This window comes from Lentibacillus kimchii (assembly GCF_042666895.1).
GTDB lineage: Bacteria > Bacillota > Bacilli > Bacillales > Amphibacillaceae > Lentibacillus > Lentibacillus kimchii.
The window spans coordinates 103,928-123,670 of record NZ_JBHTGR010000001.1 but is presented as its reverse complement, the minus strand read 5'-3'; the positions used below and the strand labels follow the sequence as shown (position 1 = coordinate 123,670).

The following is a 19,743-nucleotide window of genomic DNA, read 5'->3' as shown; positions in this document are numbered from 1 at the left end:
TTGCAAGTATCAAGCCTTTCGTTTAAGCCGCGTGATGAAAAATCCATCAGTCGAAAACGTCTGCGGAAACAGCTGCAAGCCATTTTCCGTGCAGCCGGGTGACTGCCGGATCTCGGCAGGCAATTGTTCAAAAAAACGTTTGTCCACAACAAAATTGGTACTAGTGGCCAGGAAATTTGTAATGACATCATTATTTTCTTTTTCTCCAACTGTACAAGTACTGTAAAGCAGCAAGCCATCTGGTTTTAACAGGGGAGCCACTTCTTCCAGTATAGCAAGCTGAATTTCCGCTAGCCGCTCACTGTCCCTTTCTTCCTTGTGGTACTTAATATCCGGTTTACCGCGGATAACGCCAAAACCCGTACAGGGAGCATCCACCAGAATCCGGTCAAAACGTTCTTTTTTGTACTGTTCCTGCAGTTTACGAGCATCACCGGCTTGGGCATTGATAATTGTTAGATCAAGCTGGGCTGCTTTTTGCCTGACTTGCTTCGCCTTTTTGGCTTGCAGATCATAAGCGGCAACGGTCCCGTCGTCCTGCATTTTCTCAGCAGTATGCGTTGCCTTGCCGCCAGGTGCACTGCAGGCATCCAATACGTCCAGACCCGGTTCAGCATTAAGCATCTCCGTTACCAGCATTGAACTTTGATCCTGAATCGTTACATAGCCTTCCTGAAAAAGCCATGTATGTATTATATTGCCTTCATCAACAATAATGCCTTGATCGGAAAAATTCGATTTGCGGGTTGAAAAGCCAAGTTTATACAGTTCATCCATTGCCCTGTCACGTGTGATTTTTAACGGCTGCACCCGGATACTCAAAGGCTTTCGTTCAAGATTGGCACGGCACATGTCTCGTGTCAAATCATAACCGTACACATCCAGCCAGTTCCTTACGAGCCATATTGGGTGGCTTGTCTCCACAGCCAGCCGTTCTGCGGCGTCCTGAATAGCATCTATATCAGGAACACCCTGGCGCTGCACGCTTCGCAGAACACCATTCACAAACGAGACAATGCCTTTATGACCGCGACGTTTGGCAATTTCCACCGCTTCGTGTATAACCGCATGGTCTGGGACCTTATCCAGAAACTGCATTTGATAGACAGACATCCGGAGCAACATACGGACCCATAACTGCAGCTTTTTGCGTGAATGGATAAAAGGCTTGAGATAATAATCCAGCGTTAATTGACGCTGAATGGTCCCATAGACAATTTCTGTCAAAAGTGCTTGATCGTTTGATGAGATGTTTTGAGCTTTGATTTCTTGATCTATCAGCAAATGACTGAAGCCGCTATCCTGTTCAATGCGAACAAGCAGCTGAAGAATGGTGTCTCTTACATGATAGTCAGTCATTTAATCCCCCATTAACGTACCTGTTTTAATCCGATCCGATGAGCCTTGCAAGTACTGGTTAACACTCATGCGCTTTTTACCGGCGGGCTGAATTTCAGTCACTTTTATACCCTGTTGATCACCACAGACAACGATAAAAGCGTCATCGCCGATAATCTGGACAATCTCACCCGGTTCGCCTGTATAGATTGTATCATCCATTTCACCCCACCAGATTTTCATAACCTGGCCATTATACGTTGTAAAGGCAACCGGCCAGGGATGCAGCCCTCTAATGTGATTATAAATCACCTCGTGTGACTCGCGCCAGTTTATTTCTTCCTGCTTGCGCTTGATTGTCATGGCATAAGTTGCTGAATCGTGATTTTGACTGACAGGGCTAATATTTCCGGCAAATAAATCAGGAAGCGTATCAGTTAGGAGACGTGCTCCTGTTTCAGCCAGTTTATCATGCAGTATGTCTACATGGTCATTACTTTTAATCGGCACGGTCTCCTGGCTGATAATATCACCTGTATCCATTTTTTCATCCATATACATAATGGAAATCCCTGTCTCCTGTTTGCCTTGTAAAATCGCATGATGAATCGGAGCACCGCCTCGCAATTCCGGCAGCAGGGACGCATGTACATTAATGCACCCAAATACCGGCGTTTCAAGTATGGCCTTCGGTAAAATTTGGCCGTAAGCAGCCGTTATGATAATGTCCGGTTCATAGTCAAGAATCGTTTGGTAATCATCTTTCAGTTTTTCTGGCTGCAATACCGGTAAAGCGTGTTTCTCTGCTGCCTCTTTGACTGGGGGAGGTGTCATCACTTTTTTGCGGCCTTTGGGACGATCCGGCTGTGTCACAACCAGCATTGGCTTACAGTCTGTCTTAATCAGGGCCTCCAGAATCGGTACAGCAAAATCAGGTGTCCCCATAAAAATAACACGTTTCATCCAACTCACTCCTTTCCGTTAACTATATTTACATTAACTGGTATGGCTGCATATCCACAGATATTTGCAGGTCTCGTTTACGCATATCATCGGCAAATTGACGAATAATTTTATTAATTAATGCGCGCAGCTCTGGCTCATGCTTGTATTTTATCATGCATTGGTAGCGGTAGCGATCTTTTACCCGGGCTATTGGTGACGGAGTTGGACCCAGGATAACGGTATCCTGACGCACATACTTCCATAGTTGTTTGGCAATTTGCTGGGCAGTCTGTATAGCTGTAACATGATTTTCATGAGAAATGGTGACTAAAGATAAAAACATGTAGGGCGGATACTGAAATCTTTTCCGCATCTTCATCTCCTGCTGGTAGAACTGCCAGTAATCATAGCGGCTTGCCAGTTCAATACTGTAGTGATCTGGTGTATAGGTCTGGACAATAACCTCACCAGGCAAATCATGTCTGCCTGCACGTCCGCTCACCTGTGTCAAGAGCTGGAATGTTTTTTCGGATGCTCGAAAATCCGGCAGGTTAAGCATGGAATCAGCTGTTAAAACGCCAACAAGCGTGACATTTTCAAAATCAAGCCCTTTGGCGATCATCTGGGTTCCCAGCAAAATATCTGCTTCCTGGTTAGCAAATTGATTGAGCAGTTTCTCGTGGGCTCCCTTCCGCTGGGTTGTATCAACATCCATTCTTAATAGGCGTACCTCGGGCATCAATTGTGTCAGCGCCTCTTCTATGCGTTGTGTTCCCGTTCCAAAAAAGCGGATTAAATCACTGCTGCACATAGGGCAATACATGGGCACAGGCTCTTCATATGAACAGTAATGACACCTGAGCTGATTGCTGTGTTTGTGAAATGTCAGCGCAATATCACAATGTGGGCATTCCCGGACGTGACCGCATTCCCGGCACATGACAAACGTAGAATAGCCGCGCCGGTTTAACAAAAGAACGACCTGCTCACCACGGCTGATGCGCTGTTCCATCGATTCCTTTAAATGCCGGGAAAACATAGTGCGATTGCCTGCATGCAGCTCCTCGCGCATATCCACAACATGAACATCCGGCATTGCTTTATCATTCGTCCGTTTGCTCAGAGTCTGTAAGTTATAAACGCCTTTATGCGCTCGCGCGTAAGACTCCAAAGCTGGTGTCGCACTTCCCAAAACGACAGGACAATGATGGTAATCGCCGCGATGGATTGCTACATCGCGCGCATGATAACGGGGCTGATCTTCCTGTTTATAGCTGGTTTCATGTTCCTCATCAATAATGATGATACCCAGGTTTTCAAATGGAGCAAACACGGCTGATCTGGCTCCAACCACCACCTGAACTTCGTTTTGCTGAACGCGTCGCCACTCATCATATTTCTCACCCTGGGATAAACCGCTGTGCAGGACTGCGACATTGGAACCGAACCTAGCTTTAAACCGGTTAACCATTTGCGGTGTTAAAGAGATTTCCGGCACCAGTACAATCGCTTCTTCCCCACGGTCAATAACCTCCTGGATGGTCTGTAAATAGATTTCCGTTTTTCCGCTGCCCGTGACGCCATGCAGAAGAAATACCTCGTGCGCATGATCCCGAATTCTGTGCAGAACAGGTTTGATAGCTTCGTGCTGTTCAGATGTCAATTCAAGCGGCTCCGTTCTGTCAAACTGAGTTTGCGCATACGGGTTCCTGTAGACTTCTTGTCTGAACGATCTGAGCAAGCCTTTAGAAATCAGTGTGTTAATTGTGGCCCGTGTCGTGTTAAATTTTTTCATAACCGTCTTTAGCTTGATTTCCTGTGGCTGTTCAATAAAAAAAGTGAGTAACTGCTGCTGCTTTTTCGCCCTGTCTGACATATCCTGCAGTGCCTCTTCCAGCAGATGCGGTTCTCGTGCCGGCTCCAGATATGTGACATATTTCTTTGTCACACGTGACTTAACCAAATAATGAACCGTTATGTCCCCATCCTGTATAGCTTTTTGGACTTTTGAAAAACGGACATGTCCGTTATCCAGCTCTTCATACGGAACAAAATCCCTGCCGGCAAAAAACGCTTCGAGTTCACTGGAAAGCGAATCCTGACGCAGGCGTTCAAGTTCTTTTTTATAATTTGCTTTTAAGACTTGCGGCAACATCGCCTGGTACGCTGTAATATATAAGCTCAACGTTTCTTCAGCGAGCCATTTGCCGAGATCAAGCAATTCCGGTGTCAGGATTGGGGTCAAGTCAAGAACATCCGCCAACTCTTTAAGCTTATCGAAGGATGATTCATCTGCTAAGCTCACGACATACCCCATGACCTTACGCGGACCAAAAGGAACAATGACGCGCATGCCAGGCTGCAGAATGTCACGGAAACGTTCGGGTATCGTATAGTCAAATGTCTGATTAATTGAACTGGCCGGCACATCAACAATCACATTCGCAATCGTCACGTTGTCTCAGCCTTCATATCACGAGCGATTAACAGCATGATCTCCCGAGCGATAGCCTGCTTGGATTTTAGTGTCAGCTCTTGTTTATCCTGGGCGCTGTTAACATAGGTTACGGCATTGGTATCGCCTCCGAAACCAGCACCATCAGCCCCTAGATCATTAATGATGACAGCATCGAGTTTTTTCTGTTGCAATTTTCTTATGCCGGCGTCCACCGGATGTGTGGTTTCCGCTGCAAAACCTGCCAGAAATTGCTTGCCCTTTAAATTACCAAGAGACTGCAGAATATCCTTTGTCCGCTCCATGTCAATGCGCCAGTCATCTGACTGTTTTTTCAGTTTTTCATTATAGGCGTGTTTCGGCTGATAATCCGCAACGGCAGCTGCTTTAACAACAATATCACTCTGCGGGAAATATGCATGCATTTTCTGATACATCTCTTCTGATGTGACGACATCAACGCGGTTAATCTGCTGATGGCGCGTTGTCAGACTTACCGGACCGGCAACCAGAGTCACGCTGGCACCTAAACTTGCTGCTTCCTCTGCCAGAGCAAAACCCATTTTTCCTGTGGAATGATTTGTGAAGAAACGGACAGGATCGATTTTTTCCTGTGTGGGACCTGCGGATATCAGCACATGTTTGCCGGCCAGTGGAGCATCACCTGAATAATGCTCGTCTACTGCTGTCATAATGCTTTCCGGCTCTTCCAGTCTTCCTTTGCCGACATAGCCGCACGCCAAATAGCCATCCCCCGGTTCGATAAAGTGATAGCCCCAAGCATCAAGCTGCTGCATATTCTTCATTACAGCGGGGTGTGCATACATATGGACATTCATCGCTGGTGCGATATAAACACTGGACTGTGTGGCAAGAAGGACAGTTGACAGCATATCATCAGCGATTCCGCCTGCAAGTTTTCCAATAATATTAGCTGTTGCCGGTGCAAGAATCGTTATGTCAGCCCAGTCAGCTAAGTCAATATGGGCAATTTTTTCCGGATCTTTTTCATCAAAAGTGTCTGTATAAACCGGGTTTCGTGATAGAGCCTGAAATGTCAGAGGTGAGACAAACTTCTCCGCATTCCGGGTCATAATCACTTTGACTTGTGCCCCCTGCTGTGTCAGTTTGCTCGTTAAAGCACACGCTTTGTAAGCAGCAATACCTCCTGATACACCAAGAAGTATGTGTCTATTTTGCATCATACGCCACCCTCCCGGGAAACATGTCAAAACATAAACCCCCCGCAGGTTAAACAGCGGGGGGTTGCGAGACGCTTTATTTGCTATCTTCTTTTACGAACACTTTTTCCGCCATCACTTCTTCAAGTGCCTGACCAACGTACTTATTTGATTTCGGATGATCGACCAGGACTCTATCTGTTTCCTGTATCTCCCGTGCACGCTTAGCTGCAATCGTAGCCAGTGTGTATTTAGAACTGATTTTTGTCTGTAAATCATCAACAGATGGTTCCAGCATGGACATATTAGGATTCCTCCTTTAATATTTGCTTATATTGTCTCGCGATTCGCTCGCGCTTGCAATGTTCACTTTGGATGATGGACTGGATCTTGGAAACAGCTGTATTCACATCATCATTAACCACAACATAATCGTAAACGTCCATCATGTCAATCTCATTTTCCGCTTCTTTCAACCGGTTCAATACGGCATCCTGCGATTCGGTTCCCCGTTCAACAATCCGGTTTTTTAATTCCTCAAGACTGGGAGGGAATAGAAAAATGAAAACGCCCTCTGGAAAATTTTCTTTCACCTGTACAGCACCCTGCACTTCAATTTCCAGAAAGACATCCTTCCCGCTCCGCAATGTATCTTCTACATAGCGCCTCGGTGTTCCGTAATAATTGTTGACAAAACGGGCATATTCCAAAAGCTCTCCATCCGCAATGAGCTGTTCAAATTCATCATTTGTTTTGTAAAAATAATCAATGCCTTCAGCTTCCCCAAGCCGTTTTTCCCGGGTCGTCATGGAAATTGAATACGCCAGATCATTTGACTGCTTAAACAGGTCCTTTCTGACGGTCCCTTTTCCCACACCTGAGGGGCCGGATAAAACAAATAAAATGCCTTTTTCATCAAGCAAAACGTTTCCTCCTAGCTATTCTCGTCTACAGCATCTTCATGACTGATAACGCGCTGTCCGACAGTTTCTGGCTGTACAGCCGAGAGAACAACATGGTCGCTGTCTGTTATGATAACAGCACGTGTACGCCGCCCATAGGTGGCATCCACCAGTTTCTCTGCGTCACGTGCGACCGTAATGATTCGTTTAACCGGCGCCGATTCCGGTGACACAATTGAAATGACCCGGTTAGCTGAAACCACGTTTCCGAATCCTATATTGATTAATCGTAAACTCAAATTGGCTCCCCCTTAAATGTTTGCGTATCAACGTCTCTTTTCTCTCTGTCGACGGAATCAGTTCAAAATGATTAATAAACCTATTATAATGTAAATAAAAGTCAGAACACAAGCATTTGCCATCTTACAGGCAGCTGCTTAAACGTGACGGCGATCGCAATGGGGATATCTCTTAATCAAGCACGTTTCTATATAACGTCATTATACCAATTATGACAATAAAGAAAAACCCTTCTTGTCTGCGCGTCCCCAGCGAATAGAGTTACCCTCTAACGCATAGGGGCGCTGTGCTTAAAAGAAGGGACATAAACCTTATTTTTTACTGAACCCGAATAGAACACTCGGGATGACACTTAAACCAAGAACAAGCACCCAATCTCTCACGCCCAGAGCAGTTGTATGAAAAATTGGCTGTAAAGGCGACCAATAGATAACGACTAAAAGCAGCAGAATGGATGACAGGACTGCCAGCACTAAAAACCGGTTTTCAAATGGATTTCTGGCAAATATTGAATGCTCACTGCGGCAATCAAAAACATGAATCAGCTGAGCCATCACCAGTGTCGTGAAAGTGATCGTCTGGGCATATATCAATTGATCCGGATCACCCTGAAAGGCCATCATAAAGGCAGTCAGAGCAGCAATTCCGATCAAAAAACCGCGACTGATAACTTGAAAACCAAGACCTCTGGCGAAGATGCCTTCTTTTGGATTCCTTGGACCGCGCCGCGTGACATCGTTTTCTGGCTGATCCAGTCCCAGGGCCATTGCCGGCAATCCATCTGTGACCAAATTCACCCATAAAATCTGTACCGGCACTAGCGGCAGCGGCATAGCTAACAGCATCGCCAAAAGCATGACTAAAATTTCCCCAACATTAGAAGCCAGTAAATAACGGATGAATTTGCGGATGTTTTCATAGATATTACGTCCCTCAATAATTGCCGACTTAATGGTCGCAAAATTATCATCCATTAAAATAAGTGACGAGGCTTCCTTCGTAACATCTGTCCCACTATACCCCATGCTGATTCCAATATCACTAGCCTTAATTGCCGGGGCATCGTTCACGCCATCACCGGTCATAGCAACAATATGACCTTCCTCCTGAAACGCCTCGACAATTTTAAGCTTGTGTTCCGGGGTCACCCTTGCAAACACGTAGACCTGGTCAATAACGTCACGCAGTTCTTCAATTGACATAGCATTCAGCTGCGCACCATCCAGAACCATGCCGTCTTCCGGAAGCAGATTCAGTTCTCTTGCAATGGCGCGGGCGGTTTTTTCATGGTCGCCCGTGATCATGACAGATTTGATGCCTGCTTCACGGGATTCGGCAATAGCTGATTTCACCTCTTGTCTTGGCGGGTCCATCATGCCGTATAAACCGATGAATGACAGATCATTTTCCAGTTCCACTGAATCCAAAGGTGTGTTTTTCGCAAGTGGTTTCATACCTATTGCCAGTGTGCGCAATGCCTTTTCCGCCATGTTATCAATTGCTCGTTCGATTGACTGCTGATCATCCCGCTGCATTTGCTTTCGTCCGTGTTCATTCATGACGTAAGCTGATCGCGGCAGAAGAACTTCAGGGGCGCCTTTCGTAATCAAAAAGCGCATTTTATTGTCATCTTCAACGACTACACTCATCCGCTTACGTTCAGAATCAAAAGGCATTTCTCTAATAATTCGGTAGTTATCCTGAAGCTGATGCGACATGTCAAGTTTTCGGGCGGCCACAAGCAACGCACCATCTGTGGGATCACCATCAACATAATAATGGCCTTTCTTAACCATTAATGAAGCATTATTGCACACCATGCCATAAAGAAACATTTGTTCCAGATTCGGAAAGTTCCTGTCAACTTTGTCCTGCTCCAGATAAATATCACCTTTTGCCTTATAGCCTTCCCCCGTTACATCAAGTGTTTTATGATTGAGAAAAACTTCTTTAACCGTCATTTTATTTTCCGTCATGGTACCTGTCTTGTCTGAACAAATAACTGAAGCACAGCCCAGTGTTTCAACCGCCGACAGTTTCCTGACAATAGCCTTCTTCTTAATCATACGCTGAACACCCAGCGACAGAGCAACGGTCACAATAGCCGGCAGCCCCTCAGGTATGGCGGCCACGGCCAGCGATACGCCTGCCAGAAACATATTGTAAACCGAGTGACCCTGATAAACACCGGCCAGGACAACTAAAGCTGTCAAAAGGAGTGCTACTGCAATCAGAATTTTACCCAGTTCAGCAAGTTTATGTTCAAGCGGTGTTGTTGTTTTTTTCGTTTGGGTCATCAGCGATGCAATTTGTCCCATAACGGTACGCATACCTGTACCAACAACGATTCCTGTTCCATTTCCTCGCGTCACAATTGTATTCATAAACCCCATATTTACTTGATCCTGCGCTTCAAGCTGATCTTTCGAAATCGGGGATGCATGTTTCATAACCGGCAAGGATTCGCCGGTTAAAGCTGATTCTTCTGTTTCCAGATGATTAGCCTGAGTCACCCGGATGTCAGCTGGCACCCTGTCACCACTGCTAACCCGCACAACATCACCTGCTACCAAATCCTGTGACAGGACTTTTTGCCACGTCCCATCACGCAGTACCGTAGCCACAGGTGCTGCCATTTCTTTTAATTTATCGAGCGACTTTTCCGCTCTTTGTTCTTGAAAATAGCCGAGAATTCCATTAACCAGTACGATGATGATAATAGCTATTGCATCAACATATTCCCCCAGCATGCCGGCAATAAGTGTAGCGGCCAGAAGTACCAGTACCATGAAATCCTGGAATTGTTTCAAAAAAATCAGCCATCTGGATGTTCTTTCTTCTGAGGCCAGCCGATTTTCACCATCCTGTCTCCGGCGCTTGTCCACTTGTTTATCCGACAGGCCCTGCTTTGTCGTGACGTGCAATTTTTGCTCGACCACATCCACATCCATCTGATACCATTTCATCCTGCATTCCCTCCAGCTTCATCAGGAAAATCTTTTGCGCGTCAGTCTGTATACCAATATCTATGCAGACTTGTCTGGAAACATGCTATACTGACATTATGAAAAGCAGGCGGATTTGATACAGATGTTTTGCTGCTTGCATGCTGATCAGCATGCGTTACAAGAGCCTCTCGGGGCTAACGGTTCGTCTGGAATACAAGGAGAAGTGATTAGATGCCATATGATGGAATTGTTACCCGCGCGGTTACAAACGATCTGCAGGAAAAGATCATACCAGGGAGAATCGCCAAAATACATCAGCCTACAGATACAGAGCTGATTATCACCATACGCAGTCAAGGGCAGAACCATTCACTTCTGTTGTCCGTTCATTCGGTATATGCCCGCATGCACGTGACACATGAGACCTATCAAAATCCAAAAGAACCTCCAATGTTCTGCATGCTGCTCCGGAAGCACCTGTCTGGTGCCGTCATTGAATCGCTTGAACAATATGGCATGGAGCGGATTATTACACTTTCAGTCCAGTCCCGGAATGAGATAGGGGATATGACGAGCAAGAAACTGGTTATCGAATTGATGGGCAAACACAGTAATATCACGCTTGTTGATGGTGATAGAGGGCATATTTTAGACAGTCTGAAACACGTGCCGGCCTCACAAAATCGTTACCGGACCATTTTGCCGGGGCATACCTATCGACTGCCGCCTAGCCAGAACAAAGCTGACCCATTGCAAATCAGCAGTGAAGCATTTATTCAAAAACTGGACTTCAACAGCGGGAAAGTAGGCAATCAGATTGTCGGAACAATCATGGGCTTCTCGCCTTTTCTCGCCGAGGAAATTGCTTATCAGGCAAAACTCGGGTCGATTGAGGCGTATCAGAACGCATTTGCCAATATGCAAGAAGCCATAAAGACGAACCGCTATTCACCCGGCATTTACAGGAACGGGAAAGAAGACTTTCATGTATTGCCGATCACACATGCAAACGGTGAAGCAGACGTGTTTAGCGATCCAAATTCAATGCTTGATGCTTTCTTTTCCGGTAAAGCTGAACGCGACCGGGTGAAGCAGCAGGCAAAAGATTTATACCAGTTCCTAAAAAATGAGAAAGACAAAAACAACCGGAAATTGAAAAAACACGAAAAAACATTAAAAAAAGCAGAACATGCCGCTACCTATCAGCGTCTGGGTGAGCTTTTGACCGCTCATATGCATCAGGTTAAACAAGGTGACAAGGACGCTCAGGTGATCGACTACTATGACCCGGAACAAAACACGATAACCATCGATTTGGATCCGAACAAAACGCCAAGTGAAAATGCCCAGAATTTCTTTAAAACGTATCAAAAATTAAAAACATCAAAAGACAAGGTGCAGCAGGAAATAGTTAAGGCCCAACAGGAGATCACTTACCTGGATCAGCTGCTGCAGCAAATTGATACCGCGCGTCTGGCTGATATAGAAGAAATCCGTGATGAACTAAGAGAAGAAGGCTATTTGAAGAAACAAAAGCAGGGAAAGCGCAAAAAGAAACCGGCAAAGCCCAGTCCGGAACGGTTCACCACATCCGACGGGACGCCCGTTTTGGTTGGTAAAAATAATAAACAGAACGACTATGTAACTATGAAGATGGCAAACCGTGATGACATCTGGCTGCATACTCAAAACATCCCTGGATCACATGTCGTTATCCGCGGCCAGGATCCTGCCGATGAGACATTACAGGAAGCAGCCCAGCTGGCAGCTTACTTCAGCAAATCATCCCAGTCATCATCTGTTCCTGTTGATTACACCAGAGTACGGCATGTATGGAAACCAAATGGCTCCAAACCAGGCTTTGTTACGTACAATAACCAGAAAACATTATTTGTCACACCGGAAAAACGGCTGATTGAAGCATTGAAAGATGGATGACCAGCTATCCATCTTTCAATGCTCCTGAAACGTCGTGCAAAACGCTATCCTCTGTCCTGACACAGAAAATCAGTCACAGCGCTTGAATAAGTCTCGTGATAGATGCTTAAATAAATGTTTCATTCGAGACTGCCTTCAAAAACTGATCAACTTGCGGTAAACGGCGCACTCCTTCCTGATAACAGACCCAAGTAGCGCGGGTAATGGTCTTACCATCCAGCATAAGCGGAATATGCGGATAATCATTCATTAACGAAGCCGAAACACTTCCGGGTAAAACAGCCATTCCCAGCCCCTGTTTCATAAATTGCTTACATGTTTCAATCTGGTCCACATGAAGCATCTTAATTGGCTGAATTTGCGCCTGGTGATGATAAAGCCAATTATCAACGAGTTCATGCATACTATCATCACTTTTGAATGAGATCAGCGGCCGTTCCTTTAGTTTATCTACAGGAAAGGGCTGGGTATCAAACATGTATAAGGGATCGTCAAACAATAAGTCATTAACGGTTTCCTTCAGCTTTTCTCCCCGTATAATACAGACATGATAGTTTTTATATTCCCGTTTAATCGACTCGCTGAGACCGGTTACCAAATCAACAGCCACTTTTGGATAGGCTGCTGTAAATTTACCCAGAATCGATGGAAGAAAACGCTGACTGACAAGTGATGAACAAGCAATTGACAAGCGTCCCTGGACATCGCCGCTTGATTCAGCAAGTGCATTCATGATGGTGTTTTCCTCATCCATTACTTTCCGGGCGTGCTGCAGAATCATTTCACCAGCCGGTGTCAGCAGTAGACTTTTGGATGTGCGGATAAAAATCGCCCCTCCAAAATAGTCCTCAATATATTTGAGTCGCTGCGTCACTGCCGGCTGGGAGATTAAGACAGCCTTTGCCGTCCCGCGAATTGTCCCGACTTCATTTAATTTCAGCAGTAAAGCATAATCATCTATCTTCATCATGAAACGCCCCAATTAATAAGGATAGTTAATATAACCATTATTATAACGCATTGGTTTCATAATGACTATGACTTACGCCGCACTGTCATCATGATCAGATTCGGCTGTGTCCATGTCAGCAAACATCGTGCCATTGCCATAACCTTTTTCTTTACCCGGCAGAACGAGATTGAGCAAGACCCCAATAATGGCTGACAAAGCCATGCCAGCAATTTGCAAGTTATCTGTCAGCTGAATGAAGGCACCACCTACACCAATAACGAGAATGACAGAAGCAATCACCAGATTTCGCTTATCACTTAAATCAACCTGATTATCAATCAGCATTCGCAGCCCATTTGACGCAATAATTCCGAATAAGAGAATCGAGATTCCGCCAATCACAGCAGAAGGGATGGAACTGATTAAAGCCGTAATGAGACCAATAAATCCAAAACAGATGGCAAAGACAGCAGCTCCTCCGACGACAAAAACACTGAACACGCGTGTTATCGACAAAACACCAATATTTTCACCGTATGTGGTATTGGGCGGTCCTCCCAAAAGAGATGCAATAATGGTTGCCGCACCATCACCCATAATGGAGCGGTGTAAGCCTGGTCTTTCCAGGAAGTTGCGGCCAGCTACTTTGGAAAGTACCATTTGATCACCGATATGCTCAGCAATGGTGACCAGAGCAACAGGTGCCATTAACAGGACGATGTCACCACTGATTATTTCAAACGGTGAATAGTCAACAAATGGTACGACGAATTCCGGTAATTTAAATAAAGCCTGGAAAAATTCACTTATCGATCCTGAAGAAGTGATAGCAGCCCACTCCGTTTCAACTTCTGCTGTATCGACAATTCCCTGAACAAGAGCAAAGCCATAGCCTGCCACAATGCCGATTAAAATCGGAATCAAACTGAAGAAGCCTTTAAAATAAATGGACGCGATAATCGTAACCGCCAGCGTAAAGAGTGCCACACTGAAATGCGTTATACTATAAACATCTTCATCCGGTCCTGGCAGGTACATGGACATATCAATCGCTGTTGACGCGAGTCCCAGACCAATAACGATAATAACAGGCCCAACAACGACCGGCGGTAACAGCCTCATCAGCCAGTTCATGCCTGACAAACGAATAAGCAGTGCGACAGCACCATAAACCACACCCGCCAGAAACGTTCCAATCATGGCACCAGCTGGGCCGCTTGCAGCACTTGCCCCAACAATTGGTGCGATAAACGCAAAACTTGATCCCAGATAAGCTGGAATCTTCCCTTTTGTAATCACCAGGTATGCCAGTGTCCCCAAGCCGCTTGAGATCAAGGCTACTGCGGGTGATAAACCAGTCAGAAACGGAACCAGAATGGTTGAACCAAACATAGCAAATAAATGCTGCAGACTGAGAATGATCCACCTTCGCAGTCTCGGTATTTCATGAACATCCATCACCATTTTTTGCTCGCTCATCTAATCGCCTCCTGTTTATGTTCAAGTCACAAAAAAACCTCTTTGCAAAAGGCTGCAAAGAGGTAAACGCATCCGTGACGACGCATCCTGTAAGCAACCTTTTAAATCTCTCGGGATTTAATTAAAGGTCAGCTGATTTAGTTTTCATATAGGCTGACATCATCCTGTCCGTCCACTTCCTGGAGCTGCACACTGACCACTTCTTCACGAGATGTCGGAATGTTTTTCCCGACATAGTCGGCTCGTATTGGCAACTCCCGGTGACCCCGGTCAACCAGTACGCCCAGCTGGATCTGTGAGGGCCTGTCAATATCCATAACAGCATCCAGCGCGGCCCGGACTGTCCTGCCCGTATAAAGCACATCATCGAGCAGGATTACTTTTTTATTATATAAGGATGTATTAATCAATGTTTCCTTTAAAGCTGGCTCCCGGTCGTCAGTCACTTCAGTCAAATCATCACGGTATAGCGTAATGTCCAGTTCACCTGTCGGCACCGTGACACCTTCAATCTGCTGGATCTTGCCCTGCAGCCGTTTTGTCAGCGGAATACCGCGTGTTTTGATACCGGTCAGCACAAGATCGCCGCCTCCCTTATTTTTTTCAAGAATTTCATGGGCTATCCGTGTTAGTGAACGATCCACGCCAGCCTGATCAAGCAAAACTGTTTTTTTCCGCAATTATCATCACTCCTCCCTAAAACTGAAAAATCCCTTTCACCAATGAGGTAAAAGGGATTTTGTGCGTCATCTGTGTCTGTTGAACAGACGGCACGCTACCGCTACCTTTTAAGCCTCACCGGACCAAAATTAAAGGTGCATTATGACATTAAGCATAGTTTGGCAGACCTTTCAGCTCCTGTCAACATCTTTTTTTAATTGGGCTAACAATTCCTGAAAGTATTCCGGTGCTGCGACATCGAAATAAAGCGGCTCGGCTGTTCTCGGATGATTAAACTGCAGCGATTTCGCATACAGCACCTGCCCACCGGTATCCAGAGTCTTTCGAGGCCCGTACTTCGGGTCTCCTGCAATCGGATAACCACTATATTTCATATGAACACGAATCTGATGTGTGCGGCCGGTTTCCAGCCGGCAGGATACATGCGTAAAACCATTAAACCGTGCCAGCACGCGAAAATGTGTAACAGCATCTTTGCCAGTCTCAACAATGCCCATCCTTTTCCGATCATTTGGATCCCGGCCAATTGGCGCATCAATCAAACCTGTTTCATGATTTATCACGCCATGAACAACGGCTTCATACTGCCGTTCCATTGTTTTCGTCGATAGCTGCTCTGCAAGATTGATATGAGCCTGATCATTTTTGGCCACAGCTACCAGCCCGCTTGTATCCTTATCGATACGGTGAACAATGCCCGGCCGATTGGGGCCATTAATCTCAGATAGATGATCACAATGATGCAACAGCGCATTTACCAGTGTGCCGTTGCTGTGTCCCGCTGATGGATGAATGACCATTCCCCTTGGCTTGTTAACAACGAGCAAATCGTCATCCTCATAAACAATTGACAGCGGAATGGCCTCCGGTTCAATCGCCGTTTCCTCCGTTTCAGGCAGGGACCATTCAATCATATCCTCCGCCTGACACTTATAATGTGCTTTAACACGGCCATTATTAACATGGACATGCCCATCCGCGAGCCAGGTTTGCACTTGAGAACGCGAGATGTCACCTATCAGCTCCGTAAGCAATTTATCGACGCGCTTATTCTGTTCATTTTCTGTCACCATGTGCTGATTTGTCATGTCGCTTTTTTTCCTTTCTTTCGTCATTAATAGTTATGATAATAACCAGAATAACACCAACGACCAGGGCTGAATCGGCAATGTTAAATATAGGATAGTCGTAGCTGAAGATTATAAAGTCAAAAAAGTCTACCACTTCATGCCGGAATAACCGGTCTATAAAATTCCCAATAGCCCCTCCGAGAATGACACTCAGCGCAATTGCCAGCAGCCTGCTATCTTTAGCATAGTGCTGCATAAAGTAAATGATGCCAGCAACAACGATGACGGTGATGATATAAAAAAGCCCCATTTGTCCTTGCAGAATGCCCCAGGCTGCCCCGCTATTACGATGTGACGTTAAATAGAAAAAATGCTCAATAACGGTTATCTGGTCACCCATTTCCATCGTTTTAACGACTGCCCATTTGGTCAGCTGATCAACGGCAATCACCACTAATGCCAATATGTAATATAAATACATGTAAGTTCCTCCGAGTCATGTCTTCGTTACTGCCAAACGATCTGCAGTTTATAACAATGCTGAAAAGGGTCTGACTTCTGGAACGGGATCGTAAAAGTCAGACACCTTTTCAGATTTTAATCAATTACACACTGTAATGCTCTTTTACAATACCGGCACACCGGGAGCATAAATCCGGATAATCCGTGTCGTTGCCAACAGATTCATCAGCTGTCCAGCAGCGTGCACATGTCTCACCAGGATGCTTTTCAACTTGAACATTAACAAATTGGTAATCGCCGGCCTCAGGGGCGTTGTCCGTTAAGACAGCCTCTGAAACAATGAACAGCTGGTGCAGATTGTTAATACTTTCAAGCACATGTTTAGTCTGATCATCTTTAGGGACAATGGTGATTCTGGCTTCCAATGGTTTACCGATAACTTTCTTTTCCCGAGCTTCCTCCAATGCCTTCAAAACGTCATCCCGGATGTCCATGAAGTGATCCCACTTCGCTTTTTGATCACCAAAACCGATAATTTCCCTTGGCTCTGGAATGTCCGTGAGCTGTACACTTTCTTCTGCAGCACCAGGGATATAATCCCACATCTCATCAGCTGTATGTGGAATGATCGGTGTCAGCAATTTCACCAGGGTTGTTATGATTTCATAATAGGCAGTCTGGATGCTCCGGCGCCGGGGACTATCTGCTGCTTCGATATACAGAATATCCTTGGCAAAATCGAGATAGAAAGAACTTAAGTCACCAGCACAGAAATTATGAATCGCCGAATACACCGGTGAAAACTCATAGATGTCATAGTTGTCGCGAGCCCGTTTCAGCATTGTTTGCAGACGGTGCAGCATATAACGGTCAGCTTCTTCCATTTCCGCTTCCGGAACGATGTCTTTTTGCGGGTCAAAGTCAGCTAAATTGCCCAGCATAAAGCGGACGGTATTACGGATTTTGCGGTAACCCTCGGACACTTGTTTCAAAATCTCCTGAGAAATACGCACATCGGACTGATAATCGACGGATGACACCCAGAGACGGAAGATGTCGATCCCCAATTGTTTCTGCAGTTTTAGCGGATCCATAACATTCCCGAGTGATTTGCTCATTTTTCGGCCATTGCCATCCAGTGTAAAACCGTGACTGATAACAGCTTCATATGGTGCTCTGCCAGTAACAGCCACAGCTGTGGAGATAGATGAATTGAACCAGCCGCGGTACTGATCACTGCCTTCAAGATAAACATCAGCTGGACGCTGCTGATCCGTTCGTTCGTTTAAGACAGCTTCATGGGAAGAACCTGAGTCAAACCAGACATCCATAATATCCGTTTCTTTGGTGAATATCCCATTTGGACTGTGTTCCGACGTAAATCCATCAGGCAGCAAATCGCCTGTTTCCCATTCAAACCAAATATTTGAGCCATGTTCCGCGAATAATTGTGAAACATGCTGGATGATATCATCCGTAATCAGTGGCGTTCCATCTTCAGCATAAAAGACAGGAATAGGTACGCCCCATGTGCGCTGACGGGAAATACACCAATCAGCACGGTCGCGAACCATATTATAAAGCCGTGCCTGACCCCATGATGGATACCATTGAATACGGTTAATCTCCTCAAGAATGTCCTGACGAAAATCTTTAATCGAGGCAAACCACTGTGACGTTGCACGGAAAATCGTCGGTTTTTTCGTACGCCAATCGTGCGGATACGAATGGGTGACAAACGCCAATTTGAGCAGCGAACCGGACGCCTCCAGTTTTTCAGTCACCAGTTTATTTGCTTTATCATAAAACACCCCTTCAAAACCAGGTGCTTCATCTGTGAAACAGCCTTTGTCATCAACAGGGGACAACGGTTCGATACCATAGGAGCGTGACATATAGAAGTCATCTCCCCCATGTCCCGGCGCTGTATGCACGCAACCAGTCCCGGCATCAGTTGTCACATGTTCGCCCAGCATGACCAGTGAATCACGGTCATAAAACGGATGCTTTGCTACAACACGCTCGGCGCGGTCGCCTTTAAATGTTTTAATGACGTCTGGTGTTTCCCATCCCAGTTCGTTTGCGATGGTTTCCAGCAGCGCCTCAGCGACTATATATTTTTCACCATTAACAGCAGCCACCACATATGTCAGTTCCGGGTTCAGTGCAATCCCAAGATTAGCCGGAATCGTCCATGGTGTTGTTGTCCAAACGATGAATTTTTCGTCACCATCAAGTACATCGTTGCCATCTTTGACGTCAAAAGCCACATAAATGGATGGCGAGCGTTTATCGTAATATTCAATTTCTGCTTCAGCCAATGCTGACTCAGATGATGGTGACCAGTAAACCGGTTTAAGTCCCCGATAAATATATCCTTTTTTGGCCATCTCACCGAACACCCTGATTTGTGCGGCCTCATAGTCATTTGTAAGCGTGATATACGGATTTTCCCAGTCACCCCGAACACCCAGCTTTTTGAACTGTTCACGCTGATTATCGAGCTGCTTCATGGCATAGTCGGCGCACTTTTGCCGAAATTCCGCGATACTCATTGTTTTATGGTCAACATTTTTCTTTTTCTTCAAAGCCGTTTCAATTGGCAGGCCATGTGTGTCCCAGCCAGGCACATAAGGAGCGTGATAGCCGCTCATGGACTTATAGCGGGTGATAAAATCTTTCAATACCTTATTAAGTGCATGTCCGATATGCAGATCGCCATTAGCAAATGGCGGACCATCGTGCAAAATAAACAACGGACGGTCTTTAGTACGTTCCATATCTTTTTCATAAATATGGTCGCTCTCCCACTTTTTTTGCCGTTCTGGTTCTTTATTAGGCAAGTTTCCGCGCATTGGGAACGCTGTATTTGGCATTAATAGCGTGTCTTTATAATCCATTTTGTCACTCCTTCGTGTAATTCGTTAAAAATAAAAAATCTTCTCATCCAAAAAGGAACGAGAAGACCCGCGGTACCACCCTTATAAACTTAAAAATGATTTATAGCTATTTTTAAATTCACTTGAGGATTCGTAACGTGAATAAGCCGTTCATTCCTACTTCGATTCAGAATAAATACTCGGGAGTGATGG

Annotated in this window: 15 protein-coding genes; 1 reads left to right on the top strand and 14 read right to left on the bottom strand. The window is 45.5% G+C overall.

All coding sequences use genetic code 11. The features are described from left to right. Positions 1 to 9: 9 nt before the first annotated feature. From rsmB to ACFQU8_RS00625, 8 genes are all read right to left on the bottom strand, one after another. Positions 10 to 1,359 (bottom strand): 16S rRNA (cytosine(967)-C(5))-methyltransferase RsmB, encoded by a 1,350-nt coding sequence (rsmB, locus tag ACFQU8_RS00660; RefSeq protein WP_382357222.1) that lies wholly within the window; start codon positions 1,357 to 1,359, stop codon positions 10 to 12. Beyond that, positions 1,360 to 2,301: a methionyl-tRNA formyltransferase gene (fmt, locus tag ACFQU8_RS00655; RefSeq protein WP_382357221.1), complete on the bottom strand. Its 942-nt coding sequence runs from the start codon at positions 2,299 to 2,301 to the stop codon at positions 1,360 to 1,362. Between the two features lie 28 nt (positions 2,302 to 2,329). After that, positions 2,330 to 4,738 carry a primosomal protein N' gene (gene priA, locus ACFQU8_RS00650; protein ID WP_382357220.1) on the bottom strand — a complete coding sequence of 803 codons (2,409 nt, stop codon included), beginning with the start codon at positions 4,736 to 4,738 and terminating at the stop codon, positions 2,330 to 2,332. Continuing rightward, the gene (coaBC, locus tag ACFQU8_RS00645) at positions 4,735 to 5,943 is read right to left on the bottom strand and encodes a bifunctional phosphopantothenoylcysteine decarboxylase/phosphopantothenate--cysteine ligase CoaBC (protein ID WP_382357219.1); all 1,209 of its coding nucleotides are present in this window, start codon (positions 5,941 to 5,943) and stop codon (positions 4,735 to 4,737) included. Before coaBC ends, priA begins: the two co-directional genes overlap by 4 nt. Positions 5,944 to 6,016: 73 nt before the next feature. Then, entirely contained in the window at positions 6,017 to 6,217 is a 201-nt protein-coding gene (gene rpoZ / locus ACFQU8_RS00640) for a DNA-directed RNA polymerase subunit omega (RefSeq protein WP_382357364.1), read from the bottom strand. Positions 6,218 to 6,224: 7 nt separating this feature from the next. Then, entirely contained in the window at positions 6,225 to 6,842 is a 618-nt protein-coding gene (gene gmk, locus ACFQU8_RS00635) for a guanylate kinase (protein ID WP_382357218.1), read from the bottom strand. Positions 6,843 to 6,853: 11 nt separating this feature from the next. Next, the gene (gene remA / locus ACFQU8_RS00630) at positions 6,854 to 7,120 is read right to left on the bottom strand and encodes an extracellular matrix/biofilm regulator RemA (RefSeq protein WP_382357217.1); all 267 of its coding nucleotides are present in this window, start codon (positions 7,118 to 7,120) and stop codon (positions 6,854 to 6,856) included. Positions 7,121 to 7,432: 312 nt separating this feature from the next. After that, positions 7,433 to 10,087, bottom strand: a complete 2,655-nt coding sequence (locus tag ACFQU8_RS00625; protein WP_382357216.1) for a calcium-translocating P-type ATPase, SERCA-type — start codon at positions 10,085 to 10,087, stop codon at positions 7,433 to 7,435. 213 nt (positions 10,088 to 10,300) lie between these two features. On the opposite strand from ACFQU8_RS00625, the gene ACFQU8_RS00620 reads away from it, so the two are divergent. Continuing rightward, entirely contained in the window at positions 10,301 to 12,007 is a 1,707-nt protein-coding gene (locus ACFQU8_RS00620; RefSeq protein ID WP_382357215.1) for an Rqc2 family fibronectin-binding protein, read from the top strand. Positions 12,008 to 12,113: 106 nt separating this feature from the next. Here the strand turns inward: ACFQU8_RS00620 and ACFQU8_RS00615 are convergent, their stop codons facing one another. From ACFQU8_RS00615 to ileS, 6 genes are all read right to left on the bottom strand, one after another. Beyond that, the gene (locus tag ACFQU8_RS00615) at positions 12,114 to 12,974 is read right to left on the bottom strand and encodes a LysR family transcriptional regulator (RefSeq protein ID WP_382357214.1); all 861 of its coding nucleotides are present in this window, start codon (positions 12,972 to 12,974) and stop codon (positions 12,114 to 12,116) included. A 75-nt stretch (positions 12,975 to 13,049) separates the two neighbouring features. Beyond that, a complete protein-coding gene (locus ACFQU8_RS00610) occupies positions 13,050 to 14,438 on the bottom strand; it encodes a solute carrier family 23 protein (protein WP_382357213.1) in 1,389 nt (462 codons plus the stop codon). 137 nt (positions 14,439 to 14,575) lie between these two features. Beyond that, the gene (gene pyrR / locus ACFQU8_RS00605; protein WP_382357212.1) at positions 14,576 to 15,118 is read right to left on the bottom strand and encodes a bifunctional pyr operon transcriptional regulator/uracil phosphoribosyltransferase PyrR; all 543 of its coding nucleotides are present in this window, start codon (positions 15,116 to 15,118) and stop codon (positions 14,576 to 14,578) included. A gap of 171 nt (positions 15,119 to 15,289) precedes the next feature. After that, positions 15,290 to 16,207: an RluA family pseudouridine synthase gene (locus ACFQU8_RS00600; RefSeq protein ID WP_382357211.1), complete on the bottom strand. Its 918-nt coding sequence runs from the start codon at positions 16,205 to 16,207 to the stop codon at positions 15,290 to 15,292. Continuing rightward, complete coding sequence (lspA, locus tag ACFQU8_RS00595; protein ID WP_382357210.1) at positions 16,176 to 16,670, bottom strand: signal peptidase II; 495 nt, start codon at positions 16,668 to 16,670, stop codon at positions 16,176 to 16,178. The genes ACFQU8_RS00600 and lspA overlap by 32 nt, the downstream gene beginning before the upstream one ends. A gap of 124 nt (positions 16,671 to 16,794) precedes the next feature. Next, positions 16,795 to 19,551 carry an isoleucine--tRNA ligase gene (gene ileS, locus ACFQU8_RS00590; RefSeq protein ID WP_382357209.1) on the bottom strand — a complete coding sequence of 919 codons (2,757 nt, stop codon included), beginning with the start codon at positions 19,549 to 19,551 and terminating at the stop codon, positions 16,795 to 16,797. Positions 19,552 to 19,743: the final 192 nt, after the last annotated feature.

Bases quoted from the DNA above. Each gene is read 5' to 3' on its own strand.
- rsmB (WP_382357222.1), bottom strand. From the start codon at position 1,359: ATGACTGACTATCATGTAAGAGACACCATTCTTCAGCTGCTTGTTCGC.
- fmt (WP_382357221.1), bottom strand. From the start codon at position 2,301: ATGAAACGTGTTATTTTTATGGGGACACCTGATTTTGCTGTACCGATT.
- coaBC (WP_382357219.1), bottom strand. From the start codon at position 5,943: ATGATGCAAAATAGACACATACTTCTTGGTGTATCAGGAGGTATTGCT.
- rpoZ (WP_382357364.1), bottom strand. From the start codon at position 6,217: ATGCTGGAACCATCTGTTGATGATTTACAGACAAAAATCAGTTCTAAA.
- ACFQU8_RS00625 (WP_382357216.1), bottom strand. From the start codon at position 10,087: ATGAAATGGTATCAGATGGATGTGGATGTGGTCGAGCAAAAATTGCAC.
- ACFQU8_RS00620 (WP_382357215.1), top strand. From the start codon at position 10,301: ATGCCATATGATGGAATTGTTACCCGCGCGGTTACAAACGATCTGCAG.
- ACFQU8_RS00615 (WP_382357214.1), bottom strand. From the start codon at position 12,974: ATGAAGATAGATGATTATGCTTTACTGCTGAAATTAAATGAAGTCGGG.
- ACFQU8_RS00610 (WP_382357213.1), bottom strand. From the start codon at position 14,438: ATGAGCGAGCAAAAAATGGTGATGGATGTTCATGAAATACCGAGACTG.
- ACFQU8_RS00600 (WP_382357211.1), bottom strand. From the start codon at position 16,207: ATGACAAATCAGCACATGGTGACAGAAAATGAACAGAATAAGCGCGTC.
- lspA (WP_382357210.1), bottom strand. From the start codon at position 16,670: ATGTATTTATATTACATATTGGCATTAGTGGTGATTGCCGTTGATCAG.
- ileS (WP_382357209.1), bottom strand. From the start codon at position 19,551: ATGGATTATAAAGACACGCTATTAATGCCAAATACAGCGTTCCCAATG.